Origin of the sequence: Lewinella sp. LCG006 (genome assembly GCF_040784935.1) — a bacterium.
Lineage (GTDB): Bacteria > Bacteroidota > Bacteroidia > Chitinophagales > Saprospiraceae > Lewinella.
This window is the reverse complement of sequence record NZ_CP160680.1, coordinates 406,370-426,835: the sequence shown is the minus strand read 5'-3', so window position 1 is coordinate 426,835 and position 20,466 is coordinate 406,370. Positions and strand designations below refer to the sequence as shown.

The 20,466-nt window shown below is 47.4% G+C and carries 4 protein-coding genes; all 4 read left to right on the top strand.

All coding sequences use genetic code 11. The features are described 5' to 3' along the window. Positions 1–67: 67 nt before the first annotated feature. A complete protein-coding gene (locus AB0L18_RS01395) occupies positions 68–4,114 on the top strand; it encodes a response regulator (protein ID WP_367390801.1) in 4,047 nt (1,348 codons plus the stop codon). A gap of 591 nt (positions 4,115–4,705) precedes the next feature. After that, positions 4,706–6,241 (top strand): hypothetical protein, encoded by a 1,536-nt coding sequence (locus tag AB0L18_RS01390; protein ID WP_367390800.1) that lies wholly within the window; start codon positions 4,706–4,708, stop codon positions 6,239–6,241. Between the two features lie 403 nt (positions 6,242–6,644). Continuing rightward, positions 6,645–7,106 carry a hypothetical protein gene (locus AB0L18_RS01385; protein ID WP_367390799.1) on the top strand — a complete coding sequence of 154 codons (462 nt, stop codon included), beginning with the start codon at positions 6,645–6,647 and terminating at the stop codon, positions 7,104–7,106. A 620-nt stretch (positions 7,107–7,726) separates the two neighbouring features. Further along, a complete protein-coding gene (locus AB0L18_RS01380) occupies positions 7,727–20,398 on the top strand; it encodes a hypothetical protein (protein WP_367390798.1) in 12,672 nt (4,223 codons plus the stop codon). Positions 20,399–20,466 lie beyond the last annotated feature (68 nt).

Sequence of the window (20,466 nt, the reverse complement as noted above, 5' to 3'; positions counted from 1 at the left end):
GACAAGTGTACTTTTTTTACCTTAACTTTTGAAATATCCTTGATTGGAACACACATCACATTTCCATTTGAAGCTACTAATTGTTATTCTATCGTTATTAGTGTGTGGACTTAACGTCCTCGCTCAACCAATTACTCAATTATTCTATGAGGAAGATTATACCGTGGAAGTCAGCCAGTGGACTGCCAAGACTGGACTACCTACCTGGCTAATTTTTGATTTGTCAGAAAACAAGCAGGGATACATTTGGTTAGCTACTGAGCGAGGGCTTGTTCGTTTTGACGGCCGTGAATTTACAACCTATAATGAAAAGAAAAATGGGTTCCGTGTGTCAAGTACCTTTCGTGCAATAGAAGACGTGAATGGCCTCCTTTGGGTTTTTGGAAAAACACGAGATAGTAAAGTTGTAATAGACGTGTTTGATCCCATATTAGAGCAAGCGGTACCTCTCGAAGAGTATATTGGCACATCGATACCTTTGTCGATAAAGTCTCATCTTGGTATTTATTCCATGGCGGGTGCCTTATGGATTTTAGATCCCGTTACTAGAGTTGGTGGCAAGTACGATGGTGAGTGGCACTGGCAGCTACGGGACACCACTTCGCATAGCGAACACTACTCTCGTTATTTTCCCTTACAGCATCAGGAATTTCTTCGTCAGGAAGTACGGGCAGGTGTTACCTATTTGGAACGTATTGATTCGCTTGGTAATATTTTGCATCAGGAGCGTAAAGACAATCTTACTCAGCAGGTTATCTCGGTTAGCGATGATTACCAGATTTGGTTCCCGATGGTAAATCCAACTAATTCACAAATTGAGCGCATTGGTTTTTGCAACAATAACGGCAAGTTTACTCACAGTACTCCTTTATCGGAAATAAAACAGGACTTGTCTACTACAACCATACCTCAGTCTTTCCATTTTTTTTTAGGCTCAAAGGGAGTGGCTTTACAATATGAAAATTCCAAAATTCAGTTATATGAAAAGGGGAAAGCCCTACCTTTTGATTTGGGGCAAATGATGCTCGATGCTTTTAAAGCAGAAACAACATGGGCTTTTTGGATGACAGAGAATAATGCTTTTTGGTTTAGATCGGCCAAAGGGCTTTTTCGAGTCCTGGTAAGGCCGAAAATTTTCCGTAACCTGATTACAGATGAAGGTGGCCCCGTAAGTTTTCGCGGTATTTTACCGCTGTCTGATTCTACCTTGATTGCGAATACCTATAAGGGCAGTAGGTTAATCAATACCCGGACCGGTACCAACGAAAGAATCCATTTTTGGGACGATTTATCATATATATCAGGTAAAGGGTTCTTAAAGCAGGGGGATGATTTGTGGATCACTGGTCACTTCAACTTCTTGATACGCTATAGTCTTTCTGCTTCAAAAGCCCAAAATGCTTACAATATAAGGCCTGGTTTTCCAGAATATGATGGCACTGATTTATTGATGTTAGGCGATACGCTGCTGATTGGTAGCCACCTGGGATTGCTGCATTTACGGCCAGGTGATACCGTTGCCACCATACGTAACTTTCCAGACACCACAATCCATTGTTTTTACAAAAATTTCGCGGGAATTTGGCTTGGTACCGGAGAAGGTTTACAGTTACTTGATCATCAAGGTAAGGCATTACAACGATTTGACTTCACGACGGAAGCCGAATCGCTCCCCAAGGTAATTTTCCATATTCATGAGGATAGGGAAGGCTTTTTTTGGATGGCAACCAATCAGGGGCTATTAAGATGGTCGCCTTTTTCTACCAAGCCTCCAAAAATATACACTGTAGTTGATGGCTTGTCAAATAATAAGCTTCATGCAGTATACGAGGATAAACACAATCAGCTCTGGTTACCGAGTAACTATGGCTTGATGCGAATGGATAAAACCAGTGGTCAAATAACGACTTACTATAAAGAGGATGGCTTACCTGATAGTGAGTTTAACCAAATGTCTCATTTTCAAGATAAGGAAGGAAGGCTCTACTTTGGGACAATAGACGGTTTGTGTATTTTTCATCCTGATAGTTTAGCGATAAACGCTTCGTTAAATCAGGAAGTACTTTTACAAATAAGTAAGGTTGTTGTATACGAACGCAATACGGAGACTCCAAAACTAAACACCAAACAAGTAATTGAAACAGGGAAAATACGCCTTAATCCACAAGAGAATCGTGTCATTATCAATTTAACTCCCAATTACCTGTCGGGACGAGAAGTTGCTTACGAATGGTGCTTGGCTAATGAAGGGATGAACTGGCGGGCTATGTCTAGTCCTTCATTGGAGTTGTCCAATTTTTCTTATGGTCGTCATAAACTGAGAATCCGAGCTTACTCCATTGGCAATGCCTTAAATGATCAGCGTGAAATAGTGATCTCCATTTTTGTCATGCGTCCATTTTACTTACGCCCATGGTTTATTATTACCATGATTGGCCTTCTGGGGTTAGGTCTCTGGTGGATGGTCCACAGACGAAGCCAACGACTTATTGCTGCCAACATAAAATTAAAAACAGAGGTCGAAAACGCTACCAAAGAACTCCGGCAACTAGATGCCATGAAATCCCGCTTTTTTATCAATATCAGCCACGAATTACGCACCCCACTAAGCATGATTCTAGGCCCTGTGACCAGCCTGAGTAAACAGGCGTTTCCGCCGGATCAAATGTCCCAGTTGCAAAGGATTAAACGAAGTACAAAGCAACTTCGGCAGATGGTAGAGGAGATATTGGATCTTGCGCGCCTGGAAGCAGGTAAGCTTGAACTGCGGGAAGAGGTTGTTCTTTTTTCTCCGTTCATTCGCCGGGTCGTTAATACTTTTGATTCCTTGGCGGAATCGAGGAATATTGTCTACGAGTTGGAACTGGATGCGCCAGAAAATCTGCGCATAAAACTCGATACTCAAAAAGTAGAACGCATTCTGAATAACCTGATTTCCAACGCCCTTAAATTTACGGGCAGAGAAGGACGGGTACTGGTGAAAGCGAGTGCAGGTTCAGAAGTAATTTTGCTGGCGGTAGAAGATACTGGCTTAGGAATCAATGACGCTGACCTTAATAGAGTTTTTGATCGCTATTATCAGGCCCGACACCAGGGCAATATGGAAAATGGGGGGTTAGGCATTGGGCTTGCCCTGTGCAAGGAGCTGACCGCTTTTTTAGGCGGGCAACTGGAGGTAGAAAGTGAATTAGGAAAAGGTTCCATCTTTTTTTTAAGTCTACCCATTTCAGTAGCAGAAGAATCATTGCTTGAGCTCAAAACTAACCGAGAGCAAGATGTTTTAAAGAGAACCCGACTCCTCACTTTACCTCCACCAGTGAGCGTTGAGGGCCAGCCTACGGTTCTTATTGTTGAGGACAATGATGATTTCAGAGCATATCTATTGGAAATTCTGAGACCTTATTTTCGATTGGTCTACGCCAATGACGGTTTAGATGCTTTGGAAGTCTTGAATCAGCAAGAAGTGGATCTGGTTGTTTCTGATGTTATGATGCCTCGGATGGATGGTTTTGAACTGCTGAAATCAATCCGTAGTAAGCCTCAGCAATGGGGGCTACCGTTTATCTTGCTTACTGCCCGCTCTGAACAGGCTGATCAGCTTTACGGCTTGCGCTTGGGGGTAGATACTTACCTATCCAAACCCTTTGAGCAAAATGAATTAATTGCTCGAATTCATAATTTATTAGATAATCAGCAAAAACGCAAAGCCGCTTTTGAGGGCGCAATTATCTCAGAAAGAGAGAAGAGATTAGGCTCTACTATGGTGAAGGTTCCTGCCTTGTCAGGGCCTAGTTTTGACGAATTATGGTTGATAGACTTAGAGGCGTTGCTCACAAAGCACATTAGGGAACCACAGTTGAAAGTTAGAGACTTAGCACGTGATATGGCAATGTCTGAACGTAGCTTTCGCGATAAATTGATAAGTTGTACCGGGCTTAAACCAAGCCAATATATTCTTCAGGCACGGCTGCAACTGGCTTATCGTTTGTTAGAAGATAAACGCTATCCAACCATCGCTGAGCTGACTTATGCCATTGGTCTTCAGAGTACAGCTTATTTTTCAAAATCGTTCAAGTCATTTTACGGTAAGTCTCCATCGGAAATGATGAAGTAAAAGATTGCCGAATAGTATGCTTTTTTTGCCGAATTGGTAAAGTCAGTTGTCTTTTCTTTGCAGAGAGAGTTATATCACTCGATTCCTATCATAAGAAGTATCTACTATTCTATCCCCCCAGGATAGTTGGTTGCTTCCCCCTTGTTTTAAAGTTTTATTCAATTAATGATTTCTTAGTAGCCGGGCCATGAGGCCTGGCTATTTTTTTGCGCTTTATGAAAGGGAGTAGTCATCTTGGCGCATTTCAAAAGGTACTGCTCTGATAGCATCTACATTTTACGAATAGGAGAGATAAGCGTGGTGTACGACCTCCATTATTTTTATTTCCTACTAATTGAGTATACTTTCCTTTTTGAGTGTTTTTTTTGCCGAAATGGATGCTTCCCAATAGCGTTCTTTGTTGGTAACGTATTGTTGGGGTTTGTTGCTATTATACAGTGAATACATTGCTAAACTCTAGATGAGGAAGGCAATGTGTTCACGCTTTCCCAGACATATCCGTCCCGTAAATTTTGCCGGTTTTAGATGCTTGGTTGTCTATACAGATGACCCGATTACGGATTTTTTACGACCTACTTTAAATATAATCACATGGAAAATTTACGCGAATTGGTGTACATCATCAATCAGAACCGGACTAATCACATTGAGCTTTTAAATACCAAAAAACACAGCAAGTCGAAAGTAAACAAGCTCTTTTCTGCCATCAGCAAAGGAGAAGTTGACACCGATGAAGAAGCATTTCATCTATTGTATCCTGATGCTGATTCCAAAAGTGCTTTTAATAACCTCAAGGCCAAGCTTCGGGAAAAGCTTTTAAATACCTTGTTTTTCATTGATCCATATCAAGCTAACCACTCTGACCGGCAAGTCTCTTTCTTTGAAGCTCATAAGGATTATGCGGCGGCTCAGATACTGCTCGCTAAAAATGCATACAAATCAGCGGTAGAGATTTTGAAGAAGTTGCTCAAGAAATGTGAGCATTACGAGTTTACAGAACTCAGTTTAATGATCAGCAGAACGCTGTGCCTCCATTATAGCACGCAGATTGGAGATGAAAAGCGTTACAATTATTATGATAAAAAAAGAACGACCTTTGAAAGAACGGCGAGCTTGGAAGGAAAGGCAGAACGGTATTACTCTCAGCTCATTCTGAAATTTGTCAACAAAAAATCGCCCAAGCCTCATCTCGCAAAACAGGCCGCTCTTTTTTGTGAAGAACTCATTCCTGAACTTAAGAAATGTACCTCTTACAAGTTTCATCTCTTTACCGCACTTATTCGCCTATTCCAGTATACCTGTGCGAATGACTATTCTGCAACCTTACCTATTTGTGCGGAGGTCATTGATTTTTTCAAAAAGAAGCCCTTTGCGGCAAATACCCCCATTCAACTTTGTTATCATCATCAACTGGTGGCCTACATCCAATTGGAAGACTATGACAAAGCCCGCCAGGTGGCCGAATTGAGCCAGCAGCTTACGCAAGAGGGGACATTCAACTGGTTCAATAACTTAGAGTATTTGTTTCTCTTGGCCATGCATACCAGCAGATTTCAGGAAGCATATCAACTGTTTTCCACGGCAATTGAACATCCGCGATTTTCTTTTTTGCCGGAATACGTACAGCAAATGTGGGAAATTTATCATGCTTATCTCCACCTGATGATTGATTTGGATCAAGTGAAAATGGCGGAAGAAGATGTCAATTTTACCCCCTTTCGTATCCAACGTTTTCTCAATAGCATTCCACTTTATTCGAAAGATAAGCAAGGCATGAATATTGCCATCCTGATTGTACAAATTCTTTTCTACCTCCAAAAAGGGAAGTATGATCTTAGTATTGATCGTATTGAGACCATTGAAAAATACTGTTCTCGTTATTTAATGACACCCGAAACGATCCGTTCCTATTACTTTATTAAGCTGCTTTTAGTTATTCCACAAGAAGGTTTTCACCGTACGGCAGTAGAACGTCACACCAAAAAATATTGGGATAAACTTAGGGGGGTTAGTAGCGAGTTCTCTCAGCAATTTCATAAAATTGAAATCATCCCCTACGAACTTCTCTGGGAGATCACGCTTGGTATGCTTGGCCAAACACGCGTAAAGATTCGGCGGCAAAAGTAAAAGCAACAACCTTCCCATTCCCGTCTTAAAACTGCTTCCTGGAAATACTTGCTAACGGACCAAGTTGTTCGCCTAGCCCCTGTTCTCTTTAGCTATTAGAGTGCTTTGTTTTTCTCTTAACGTGATATTAAGTTGCTGATATTCAGTGATTAATGATTTTTATTTAGTCACTGAAGCTCCTCTTTCAGATGCTTGTTACTGTTTTGCTGTCTTTGTCCCAGGCTTCTTACTGACGACTTTTGAAGTATTCAATATCACAGAAAACTATCATAATCATGAAAAATTTTACACTGTCAATAGAGACGACTTTCGCGGCTAAGGTAATCATCGGAGACACTTTTGTTCCTTAGCTCAGTAGACTTAAACACCGTGCCTTGATTCTTAAAAATCCAACTTGAAAAAAATGAAAATATTGGTATGGACCACGACTTCAAATCCTTCGATGGCGGTCATTCCTTATCAGGAAGAAAGGGTACTTAACAATGAATGGGTGAACGTCAGTGTCACTTTTGGCGATCCTCGGAAAAATTGTTCAGGTTCTGGCGTTTGTCAGATCATGGGCCCGGGGCAATTGAACCATCCAAGCTGCCAGGGAGCCCGTGTCAATGGTTATATAAATTTTGTGGACAACAAATGCCTCCAAGTAATTTATGACGGACGACAATTTTCCTTGCAAGAAAAGAAAAGGTATTTCCCCTCTAACAAAATAATTGTTAGAACTGATCTGCCATTACCCTTTGAAATAGCAAAGGCTTTAGGGATTTCTGAAAATGCAAGAATTTCAAAAGGGGAGTATTTAATTCATCAAGACGGATATTATCTCCACCATTATGTTCGCTTCAATAAATTATTCAGGAGAAGTTAATTTTTGACATTGTTCTCAATCTTAGCAATTATGTAATTGTTTGAAAAGCAGTTATTTGTAATGTTGCTAAAGAGGATAGTATCCGTTTTTCAACGTGCTTAAAAGAGCTTTTTTTTATGTGATTATGGGTGGGTGGGGGTTATTTTTGATCAATAAAATATCCCCCCGCCTCTTTTCACAAAAGATACTTCGCTTATAATTTTTAAGCATGTGAAGGGAGGTAATAACAAATTTGATCGTACAAAACAAAACTTTATTCCATGAACATAAAGCAAATAATTTATAACAGTCAGGCAGGTTTCGATCAAAGCATTGCTTATTTGAACCAGGCGTCTTTTTTTGGAAAGAATAAAATGAAAATTAATTTTTTCCTCAATACAAACACTTCCTAAACTGTGGTAGCGTAAAAATAAGATTGTTTTAAACCTTGGCTTAGTTTAAAACAATTTGTTAATTTTTTCCTATCTGATTTACACTTTTGGTCGTTTTTAGTTTCCTGAGCAGGGAGCGCATACTGTATTTCTGTACACAAATAACCTTGTGTAGAGCTGCTATTGGTATGCCTCTCTGCCAGGCAAATTCAACTTATTTTATTTATCTATCTCGTGAAAAATACGTCTATGAAGACTTCTCTACAAAAGTTGAATGCGAGGTTAAGCCTTGGCATTTGCAGCTTACTTCTAGTGGGGATAAGTGTATATTTATACACCACCCAACAAAATACCAACATTGCTGTACAACAATTTGAAGTGGTACTGGATACGAGTGACAAAGTAGTAGACCTGCCCCGGGCAGGCATAGCACTCAGCGCACATCAAATTTTAGGGGCCACCCAGATCGAATTGTATGACCAGCCAGTGATGTTGTCTCAGCAAAAAAGCATCACTAAAGTGGTGGGCATCCACCCGGAAAACAACACCCAATTGGATGCTACCCTCACCTTTCAATACCACGAAAGTGACTTGAATGGGCATAAGGAAGACCTCCTGGTCCTCTATTCCTCTCAGGATGAAGGCCAAACCTGGCAAGCCCACCCCAATAGCATCGTTGATACCGAAAACAACTCGATCCACCTCAGTGGCATCGAGCATTTCTCGTTGTGGACGGCCGGGCCGCTTTGTGCACCGGGAGGGGTTACCACTGGTTTAGCGCAATGGGCAAAGGCTGATACCGATATTTTTTCTGATGCCGGTACAACTGTCGCCAATGAAGGTGATTTGGTCATTCAATGGAATGACTTATCAACGCAGGCACTCCACCTGACTACAACAGCTGCTGATGCACCAACTGTTGTTGCGGGTACGAAAGAAACGAATTATAATACTTCCCTCGATTTCGTTGGTGATTACATGACAAATCAGAATCGAATCGTTCCTATTGGTAGCGATCTAACAATGATTGCCGTAGGCGTTACGGATATATTAAGCGGAATAAGAACACTTTACTCGTTTGGAGACAATGCAAACGATCCTACGATGGATTTGCAAAGTAATTTCATCAGCCCATTTTGTGACGGAAGTAACCCTAGTAACGTAGACCTCTTTACTGGCGGCCAATTGCCAATCGGTACACCGATGATCTGGGGATTACGAGGTCTTAGCGAAAATACTATAGCCGATGATCTTTCCTTCTTTTATCAGGGAGAGGAAGTAACTACCACCATGGATATAGCAAATACCCCTCAATTTGGTATTGAAGCCCATGTCGGTGGCGCAAGTGGTGGCGCCGAAAACTGGGATGGTCGCATCATGGAAGTTATTGCCTACAATACCAAGCTTTCTACTACTGACTTACAAAAAGTAAGTTCTTATTTAGCCATTAAGTATGGAATCACCCTGCGTACGGTTGACAATGATGCTACGATAGTAGAAGGAGATTATATTCTTTCTAATGGTACTAAAGCCTGGGATTACACCGCCAATACTGCTTATCATAACAATGTAGCTGGTATTGTGCGTGATGACGCCTCTGGTCTCTACCAAAAGCAAGCGATCGGTATTGAAGACAACTCCACTGCCAACGGCACGGATGCTTTAGTAACCATTGGTATCGGAACAGGACTGGCTAGTCAGAATCCTGATAATGCCAATACCTTCTCCAATGATCTTGCTTCGCTCATGTGGGGAAATAACAATGCCTCAGCAAGCTATGGTACTTCATATACCCCCAATAGTTTCTCACCTGCTGCTGGCTATTTTCACTATGATCGGATTTGGAAGGTTAGTGAAACGGGCATAATGGGTACGGTAACCGTTGGTATTCCTACAATTACGGGTGCGGAGCATCTCTTGGTTCATAATAGCGCTGACTTTTCTACAGGGGCTCCATCCGAAATTCCGCTTGTAGACGATGGTAATGGCAATCTGGTAGCAACTGTAGATTTTGTTGATGGTCAGTACTTTACCTTTGGTAATGAATTGCAGGCGCCTGGCGGTGTCGCGGGAGCACTACAGTTGTGGGTGAAAGCAGACGCTGGAACTAGTTCTACCACTGACGGTACGGATGTCAATACTTGGTTTGACCAAAGTGGTAACGGCAACGATATGATGGCTACGGTAGCTAATCGAATTCCAGACTATGCGGATGCTCTTCCTACATCTAACTATAACCCTACGCTTATCTTTGATGGGATAAACTCCGGCTTGGAGCTGGCTCCTTTTATGACGGGTGCAGAACCCGGCGGATCGGTCTTTGGCGCTGCCGCAAACAACTCTCCGGGCACCGGGTTTGACAATTTAGTTGTATTCGGTATTGATAATCCACACCTCGGTAAGGCTCCTGGCGGTGCTCCCTTAGGTTATATGAATGGATCTTCACCGATCAGGAATGATCACCCAACAGGTCTAATAGCTTCCCAGTTTCATATCTTGAGTTGGGAATGGGACATGGCCAATGAGCCTTCTTCCATCAACAGCAATACTGGCCTGAACGTAATTTTTGACGGGGAAGTCAATGAGGCTCCTACGATGGAAATGAGGCAAAGTAGCTTTGCTCAGGGCGCTCCAAGTGCAGATGAATTTCAGATCGGTTCTTACGAAGGTGTAGAAGTATGGGATGGCCCGATCGGTGAAGTGGCAGTATACAACCGCAACCTCTCGGATCTCGAAAGTCAGCGCGTAAACTCTTATTTTTCCGTAAAATGGGGTACTACCCTGGACAATGATCCTGCTGATGGAGCAGTCAATTACGATTATGTCAACGCAGCCGGGTCCACCATTTGGGGAGGTACCTCTGATGCTGGCTACCAAGCATATCACCATCATATTGGAGCCATTGGCCGTGATGATGCGGCAGATTTACAACAAAAGCAATCAAGATCAGTGGTTGGCGGTACCGTCGTCGCGATCTATAATGGTGACCAAACCGGTGGCCTGCCCGTCAGTAACGCTGCAAACACAGCTGCTTTTACGGACAATGCCTCTTACCTCGTTTGGGGTAATAATGGAGGTGCAACCACCTATACCTCGCCAATTACTAGCTTTGACCTTATGGAGCGCCAATGGCGAGTGCAAGAAACGGGTACGGTAGGGACCGTAACCATTGAAGCGCTTGACCCCACTGCTGAGTACCTCCTGATCGACAGCGATGCAGACGGTGATTTCAGTACGGGAACACCCATCTATGTAGCACTTGCTGCTGGTTTAGCGACCTACGACTTTGCTGATGGTGATTATTTTACTTTCGCTAAAGTGGCTTGTATTGTAAGCACCACCTATTCTTGTTCTTCCGGTGATCCACTGGATCTTACGGCTTACGTACTTTCTTATGTTCCTGGTGGTACCTGGACGGACGTAAGTGCTAGCGGTGCTGATATCAGTGACCCTACCAATGTAGACCTGACGGCTTTGCCCAACGGCGTTTATACCTTCAATTATCAATTCAGCGGTGACATCACTTGTTACGATGTCATCGTTACGCAAGTAACCAATGTTCCCGCCCCACCACTCGATGATCTCGAAGTGTGCGAAGGTGATGATGTGACCATCAATGTACCTTTCTACGATATTCCTCTTCAAGAGGTGGTACACGCTACCTTCGATGGCCCGATTGCATTCGTTGCTCGTGGGGAGTGTGGTTCTTCCGCTATTGGTAGTTGCCCGACCAACGACGAAAGTATTATCACTAGCGAAGGACTCACCATTACCGGAGACTTCTCTACGCTCTACCGTTCTTCGGATCACATCCGGAGGATCGGCGGTGAAATTCGCTTTTATGACGTAAACAGCGAGTTCTGTCTCCTGACTCCCGTACAACCAATCCCGCCGGGAGATGAAGCGAGTATCTCTGTAGACTTACGCCGCTCGGGCGGCTATATGGAGGCCGATGATTACATCAGAGTATACAGCATCATTGACGGCGTAGAAACCTTGGAGGCCGAATATGCTGGCCAGATCAGTGGGAGCTACCAAACCTTCCGTAAGACCGGAATTACTGCAGCTAGCGTACAACTCAAAGTATGTGTGAAAAATGGTAATGGTCTAAATGGTATTGGCGGTATCGACGGTCCGTTGGAGCAGTATGCGATTGGCGATATGAAAATCGTCATTACGCCAGAATTGCCAAGCTACACTTTTTATGACGCTGACCCTGGTGCTGGTCCTGCTAATATACTAGCAACGGGCTCCAGCTATGATCCGGAAACAACACCCGCAACGAGTCCTCAGACGGTTTGGGTAACCTGTACCGCCAATGGTTGTGAAAGTATAGCCGAGCCAGTACTTATCACCGTGGCACCGAATTCCGTAATGCCAATGGATGGTCGTATTGCTTATTTCTGTCCTGGCGGTGCCGGAGCAGATGCTACGCTCAACCTACCTAATTATATTATAAATTACCAACCAGGAGGAACCTGGAATGATGATGATGGCTCAGGTGTAGACCTTAGCGATCCCACTGCGGTTGATTTCACAGGTGTCGCCGATGAAATATATAGTTTTACTTATTCCTTGTCCGGGGCATTCCCTTGTCCAGGCAACGAAGTCACTATTCTTGTTTCCATTGGCGAAACGGCTGATAACCCCATTATTGAGGATATCACGGTATGTGAAGGTTCTTCTACGGCCATCGTTTTACCGATTCCTTTGAGTGGTGCGGAAGTGATTACTAACGCGACTTTCGACGGTCCGGCTACCTATATTGCCCAGGGAGAATGCTCGGGTAGTGGTATCGGAACCTGTCCAACCAATAATGAAGCTATTGTCACGGCAGAAGGTCTTACCCTTACGGGCGACTTTTCAACCCTGCGCCGTTCTTCCGATTACATTCGCCAGATAGGTGGCGAACTTCGTTTCCATGATGTCAACAGTGAGTTTTGCCTGCAAACGGCAACTGCAGCTATCCCTGGAGATGGAGAGGCAACAATTTCTGTGGACTTACGTCGCTCGGGCGGCTATATGGAGGCCGATGATTACATCCGCGTCTACAGCATCATTGATGGTGTCGAAACTTTGGAACAGGAATACGCCGGACAGATCAGTTGGGTGATGCAAACCTTCCAAAAAACAGGAATTACCGGTAGCACGGTGGCCCTCAAAGTTTGTGTAAAGAACGGAGATGGCATGTCTGGTATTGGTGGCGTGGATGGACCAATTGAACACTTCGCCATCGGCGGGATGAGTGTGGTTATTACCCCTCCTTTACCAACCTACCGCTTCTATGATGCTGATCCGGATGCTGGTCCAGCTATCGAACTGGCCAATGGCTTCAGCTATGATCCGATGACAACACCAGGAACTAGTCCACAGACGGTTTGGGTGAAGTACTTCGAAAATGGTTGTGAAAGTGAGGCAGTACCCGTCGTTATTACGGTTGCTCCAAACAGTGTCATGCCAATGGATGGTACGATTGCCAACTATTGCCCGGGAGGCGCAGGAGCAAACCCTATCATTGATCTGGAAAGTCAGGTCATCAACTACCAAGCCGGCGGTACCTGGACGGATGAAGATGCTTCGGGCGTGGATCTGAGTGATCCTTCAGCAGTTGACTTTACGGGCGTAGCAGACGGTTTATATCACTTTGCTTATGTCGTTGCAGGTACTCCTCCCTGCGTTGGAGATCCAGTGACCATCGTTGTTGCCATCGGTGATATGGCCGATGATCCCATGGTAGAAGACATCAGTTCTTGCGATGGTCAAGCCCCTGCGATTACCTTCCCGCTACCGACGCAAGGGCAGCAGGTCCTTTTCAATACCACTTTTGCTGGTGCCAATACTTACGTAGCGCAAGGAGAATGCACTGGAGCTGCCATCGGCACTTGCCCAACCAACAATGAATCTATTGTCACGGCCGAAGGCCTAACCATTTCTGGCGACTTCTCGACGCTGAAGCGTTCTTCCGACTATATCCGAAGAGTGAATGGTGAGCTACTTTTTCACGATGTCAATAGCGAGTTCTGTCTGGAAACTCCGGTTAGTGCAATCGCCTCGGGCGATGAAGCGACCATTTCGGTAGACCTGCGACGCTCAGGTGGCTATATGGAAGCCGATGATTATATTCGTGTATACAGTATCATTGATGGTGTAGAGACGCTGGAAGCAGAGTATGCTGGCCAGATCAGTTCCGCTACCCAAACTTTCCAGAAAACAGGCATCACTGGTACGACCATCGCGCTCAAAGTGTGTGTGAAAAATGGCGATGGTGCGTCCGGTATTGGCGGGGTAGATGGTCCAATCGAGCATTTTGCGATTGGGAGCATGAGTATCATTCTGACTCCTGCCCTCCCAACTTATAATTTTTACGATGCTGATCCTGGTGCTGGTCCAGCTACCTTGCTGGCTTCCGGATTTACGTATTACCCAACAACAACCTCTGCTACCAGCCCCGAAACCATCTGGGTACAGTATGAAGACAATGGTTGTTTGAGTGATGCCGTTCCGGTAATGGTAACGATGGTGGCGAATCCATTGATGGGTATGGATGGCTCGATCGTTCACTACTGCCCCGCCGGCCCCGGAGCCGATCCAGTGATTAACCTCGAAAGCTTTGTACTCAACTATCAGCCAGGAGGAACCTGGACTGACAATGAGGCATCCGGCGTAAGCCTGGCCGATCCTACTGCCGTAGACGTAAGTGGACTAGGCGACGGTCTCTATCATTTCACTTACACCCTAACCGGAACGGCGCCTTGTGGCGATGAATCAGTGACCCTTGTCGTGGCGATTGGGGAAGAGCCAGAGGCTGTTCCAACGCTTTCGGCGGCTACGCTGGCAAGTGTTTGTCCAGACGTAACTGTAGATTTAAACAGCTTGGTGACGAGTACAACACCACTTAACTCCACCCTGGTGTGGAGTACAGATAATGATGCCAGTGATGGCTTAAGCAGTACTGTTGCTGATCCTACGATGGTAGGCGTTGCGGGAGACTACTATGCTTATTATTCAGCCAATGGCTGTTTGACGGATGATTCCCCCCCATCCGTCACCGTCACGATAACCAATTGCGGCACCGATGCCGACGGCGACGGTTATTTTACCGATGGCTCCGGCCTTGGCCTAGACCCTGATGACGCTGATCCCTGTAATCCTGACATCAACTTTGGCGGTTGTGACCAGGATATGGACGGCCTGACCAACGACGAGGAGATCACCGCTGGAACCGATCCGACGAATCCTGATAGTGACGGTGATGGTTACAACGACGGCGAAGAAGTCACCGGCGTAGACGACCCAAGTACCCCCGCCGTAGCGACGGGCACGAGTGATCCGAACGATCCTTGTGATCCCGACATGTCTGCTGGTTTGTGTGATCAGGACAACGACGGCTTGACCAACGACGAAGAAGTCACCGCTGGAACCGATCCAACCAATCCTGATAGTGACGGCGACGGTTACAACGATGGCGAAGAAGTCACCGGGGTAGACGACCCAAGTACCCCCGCCGTAGCGACGGGCACGAGTGATCCGAACGATCCTTGTGATCCTGACATGTCTGCTGGTCTTTGTGATCAAGACAACGACGGCCTGACCAACGACGAAGAAGTCACCGCTGGAACCGATCCAACCAATCCTGATAGCGATGGCGACGGTTACAACGATGGCGAAGAAGTCACTGGCATCGACGACCCAAGTACCCCCGCCGTAGCGACGGGCACGAGTGATCCGAACGATCCATGTGATCCTGACATGTCTGCTGGCCTTTGTGACCAAGACAACGACGGCTTGACCAACGACGAGGAGATCACCGCTGGAACCGATCCAACCAATCCTGATAGTGACGGCGACGGTTACAACGACGGCGAAGAAGTCACCGGCGTAGACGACCCAAGTACCCCGGCCGTAGCGACGGGCACGAGTGATCCGAACGATCCATGTGATCCCGACATGTCTGCTGGTCTTTGTGATCAAGACAACGACGGCCTGACCAACGACGAGGAAATTACTGCTGGTACCGATCCGACAAATCCTGATAGCGACGGCGACGGCTACAACGATGGCGAAGAAGTCACCGGCGTAGACGACCCAAGTACCCCCGCCGTAGCGACGGGCACGAGTGATCCGAACGATCCATGTGATCCCGACATGTCTGCCGGTCTGTGTGATCAAGACAACGACGGCCTGACCAACGACGAGGAATTCACCGCTGGAACCGATCCAACCAATCCTGATAGCGATGGCGACGGTTACAACGATGGCGAAGAAGTCACCGGCGTAGACGACCCAAGTACCCCCGCCGTAGCGACGGGCACGAGTGATCCGAACGATCCATGTGATCCCGACATGTCTGCCGGTCTTTGTGACCAGGACAACGACGGCCTGACCAACGACGAGGAAATCACCGCTGGTACCGATCCGACGAATCCTGATAGCGACGGCGACGGTTACAACGATGGCGAAGAAGTCAACGGTGTAGACGACCCAAGTACCCCTGTAGTAGCGACGGGCACGAGTGATCCAAACGATCCATGTGATCCAGATATGTCTGCTGGTCTTTGTGATCAAGACAACGACGGCTTGACCAACGACGAGGAAATCACCGCTGGAACCGATCCGACAAATCCTGATAGTGATGGCGACGGTTACAACGATGGCGAAGAAGTCATTGGCGTAGACGACCCAAGTACCCCCGCCGTAGCGACGGGCACGAGTGATCCAAACGATCCTTGTGATCCTGACATGTCTGCTGGTCTTTGTGACCAGGACAACGACGGCCTGACCAACGACGAGGAAGTTACTGCTGGTACCGATCCAACCAATCCTGATAGTGACGGCGACGGCTACAACGACGGCGAAGAAGTCACCGGGGTAGACGACCCAAGTACCCCCGCCGTAGCGACGGGCACGAGTGATCCGAACGATCCATGTGATCCTGACATGTCTGCTGGCCTTTGTGATCAAGACAACGACGGCTTGACCAACGACGAGGAAGTCACTGCTGGTACCGATCCAACCAATCCTGATAGCGATGGCGACGGTTACAACGATGGCGAAGAAGTCACCGGCATCGACGACCCAAGTACCCCCGCCGTAGCGACGGGCACGAGTGATCCGAACGATCCATGTGATCCCGACATGTCTGCCGGTCTTTGTGACCAGGACAACGACGGCCTGACCAACGACGAGGAAGTCACTGCTGGTACCGATCCGACCAATCCTGATAGCGATGGCGACGGTTACAACGATGGCGAAGAAGTCACCGGCATCGACGACCCAAGTACCCCCGCCGTAGCGACGGGCACGAGTGATCCGAACGATCCATGTGATCCAGATATGTCTGCTGGCCTTTGTGATCAGGACAACGACGGCCTGACCAACGACGAGGAAGTCACTGCTGGCACCGATCCTACCAATCCTGATAGCGACGGCGACGGTTACAACGATGGCGAAGAAGTCACCGGCGTAGACGACCCAAGTACCCCCGCCGTAGCGACGGGCACGAGTGATCCAAACGATCCTTGTGATCCTGACATGTCTGCTGGTCTTTGTGACCAGGACAACGACGGCCTGACCAACGACGAGGAAATCACCGCTGGTACCGATCCGACCAATCCTGATAGCGACGGCGACGGTTACAACGATGGCGAAGAAGTCACCGGCGTAGACGACCCAAGTACCCCCGCCGTAGCGACGGGCACGAGTGATCCAAACGATCCTTGTGATCCAGATATGTCTGCTGGTCTTTGTGATCAAGACAACGACGGCTTGACCAACGACGAGGAAGTCACTGCTGGTACCGATCCTACCAATCCTGATAGCGACGGCGACGGCTACAACGACGGCGAAGAAGTCACCGGCGTAGACGACCCAAGTACCCCCGCCGTAACGACGGGCACGAGTGATCCGAACGATCCATGTGATCCTGACATCTCTGCTGGTCTTTGTGATCAAGACAACGACGGCCTGACCAACGACGAGGAAGTCACTGCTGGCACCGATCCTACCAATCCTGATAGCGATGGCGACGGCTACAACGACGGCGAAGAAGTCACTGGCGTAGACGACCCAAGTACCCCCGCCGTAGCGACGGGCACGAGTGATCCAAACGATCCTTGTGATCCTGACATGTCTGCTGGTCTTTGTGATCAAGACAACGACGGCTTGACCAACGACGAGGAAGTCACCGCTGGAACCGATCCAACCAATCCTGATAGCGACGGCGACGGTTACAACGATGGCGAAGAAGTCAACGGTGTAGACGACCCAAGTACCCCCGCGGTAGCGACGGGCACGAGTGATCCGAACGATCCATGTGATCCAGATATGTCTACTGGTCTTTGTGATCAAGACAACGACGGCTTGACCAATGACGAAGAAGTCACTGCTGGTACCGATCCTACCAATCCTGATAGCGACGGCGACGGCTACAACGACGGCGAAGAAGTCACCGGCGTAGACGATCCAAGTACCCCCGCGGTAGCGACGGGCACGAGTGATCCGAACGACCCTTGTGATCCCGACATGTCTGCTGGTCTTTGTGACCAGGACAACGACGGCTTGACCAACGACGAGGAAGTCACTGCTGGTACCGATCCAACCAATCCTGATAGTGACGGCGACGGTTACAACGACGGCGAAGAAGTCACCGGCGTAGACGACCCAAGTACCCCCGCGGTAGCGACGGGCACGAGTGATCCGAATGATCCATGTGATCCAGATATGTCTGCTGGTCTTTGTGATCAAGACAACGACGGCTTGACCAACGACGAAGAAGTCACTGCTGGTACCGATCCTACCAATCCTGATAGCGACGGCGACGGCTACAACGACGGCGAAGAAGTCACTGGCATCGACGACCCAAGTACCCCCGCGGTAGCGACGGGCACGAGTGATCCGAACGATCCATGTGATCCAGATATGTCTGCTGGCCTTTGTGACCAGGACAACGACGGCTTGACCAACGACGAGGAAGTCACCGCTGGTACCGATCCGACCAATCCTGATAGCGATGGCGACGGCTACAACGACGGCGAAGAAGTCACCGGCGTAGACGACCCAAGTACCCCTGCCGTAGCGACGGGCACGAGTGATCCGAACGATCCTTGTGATCCAGATATGTCTGCTGGTCTTTGTGATCAAGACAACGACGGCTTGACCAACGACGAGGAAGTCACTGCTGGAACCGATCCGACAAATCCTGATAGCGACGGCGACGGTTACAACGATGGCGAAGAAGTCACCGGCGTAGACGACCCAAGTACCCCCGCCGTAGCGACGGGCACGAGTGATCCAAACGATCCTTGTGATCCTGACATGTCTTTCGGTCTGTGTGACCAGGACAACGACGGCTTGACCAACGATGAGGAGGTCTTGGCCGGTACTGATCCCACCAATCCTGACACGGATGGTGACGGTATCAATGACGGTACCGAATACAACGGCCCTGACGGTAACCCGCTTACGATGGGTGATAACACTGATCCTTTAGATGCCTGTGATCCGAACATGACGGCGGGCACTTGTGATCAGGATGACGATGGCTTGACCAACGACGAGGAAATCACTGCCGGTACTGATCCTACGAATCCTGATAGTGACGGCGATGGCCTTAACGACGGTGAGGAAGTTACGGGAACTGATGATCCATCGACTCCAATCGTAGCTACCGGCACCTCTGATGCCAACGATGCTTGTGATCCTAACCCCGCAGCGGGTTCCTGTGATCAGGACATGGATGGACTTACCAATGAGGAAGAAGTCTTGGCAGGTACTGATCCTACCATTGCAGACACCGACGGTGATGGTATCAACGATGGCGACGAGTACAACGGTCCCGACGGCAACCCACTTACCATGGGGGACAATACGGATCCGACTGCTCCTTGTGATCCTGCACAAGCCGCTGGTTATACTGGCTACGATGCTGGTAATGCGACTTGGGCTGCCGCTGATTGTGATGGTGACAATCTTACCAATGGCGAGGAAGTTACACTGGGTACCGATCCTTATAATGTGGATACCGATGGCGGTGGTGTAAGCGATGCTGATGAAGTCATCAATGGCACCGATCCTACACCGGGTAATGGAGCTGATGACCATCTAGTTCGGATGAACCTGAAAGTGTTACTGCAAGGAGCAATGCTCGGCGTAACGGATGGTTTGATGAGAGATGATCTACGTCAGCAGAATTACATTCCATTAAATCAGCCTTATGGTGCCGGACTTCATGCGCGCTTTACCCACGTTGGTGGTGGAGCAGAGACAACGACGGCAATGGTGCTCGCGGCTAATGCCGGAACCCCTGACGCCATAGTAGATTGGGTGTTTGTAGAAGTTAGAGATCAAAATGATCCTGCGACTGTTTTGCAAACCAAATCTGCTTTAGTACAACGTGATGGAGATATTGTAGACGCAGCTACAGGTGGAGTGCTCCAGATGAATATTACAGCTACTAGTTTCTATGTCAGCATCAAGCATCGTAACCACTTGGGAGCGATGACCGCTCAGACTTCTATTCCGATAGCAGGGGATGTTGTGATAGATTTCACGACACTTACCGCTGCCGAGTTATACAACACGGCTGGTTATGAAAATGCGGAGATGTACATCCTTCCTGATAACCGCCGGGCCCTCTGGGGTGGTGATGTCAATATGGATGGTAAAGTGAAATACGATGGTGGCTTAAATGACCGAACAGCTATTCTGGCAGATGTGATCTCTTATCCGACGAATGGCGACTTCTCATTTAATTATGACTTCGCTTTCGGATACTTCCAGGGAGACGTCAATATGAATGGTAAAGTGAAATACAACGGTGGTGGTAATGACCAGGTATTGATTCAAGCGATTGCAGTTGTACTCTACCCGTTGAACCCGGGAGGTAGCTTCAATTTTGATCTGTTACTGGAACAGTTACCATAGTTTCATAACTGGGAAAGTTAATGCTCGCCTCTGGTTCTGAAAAGAATCAGAGGTGAGATTAACATTCA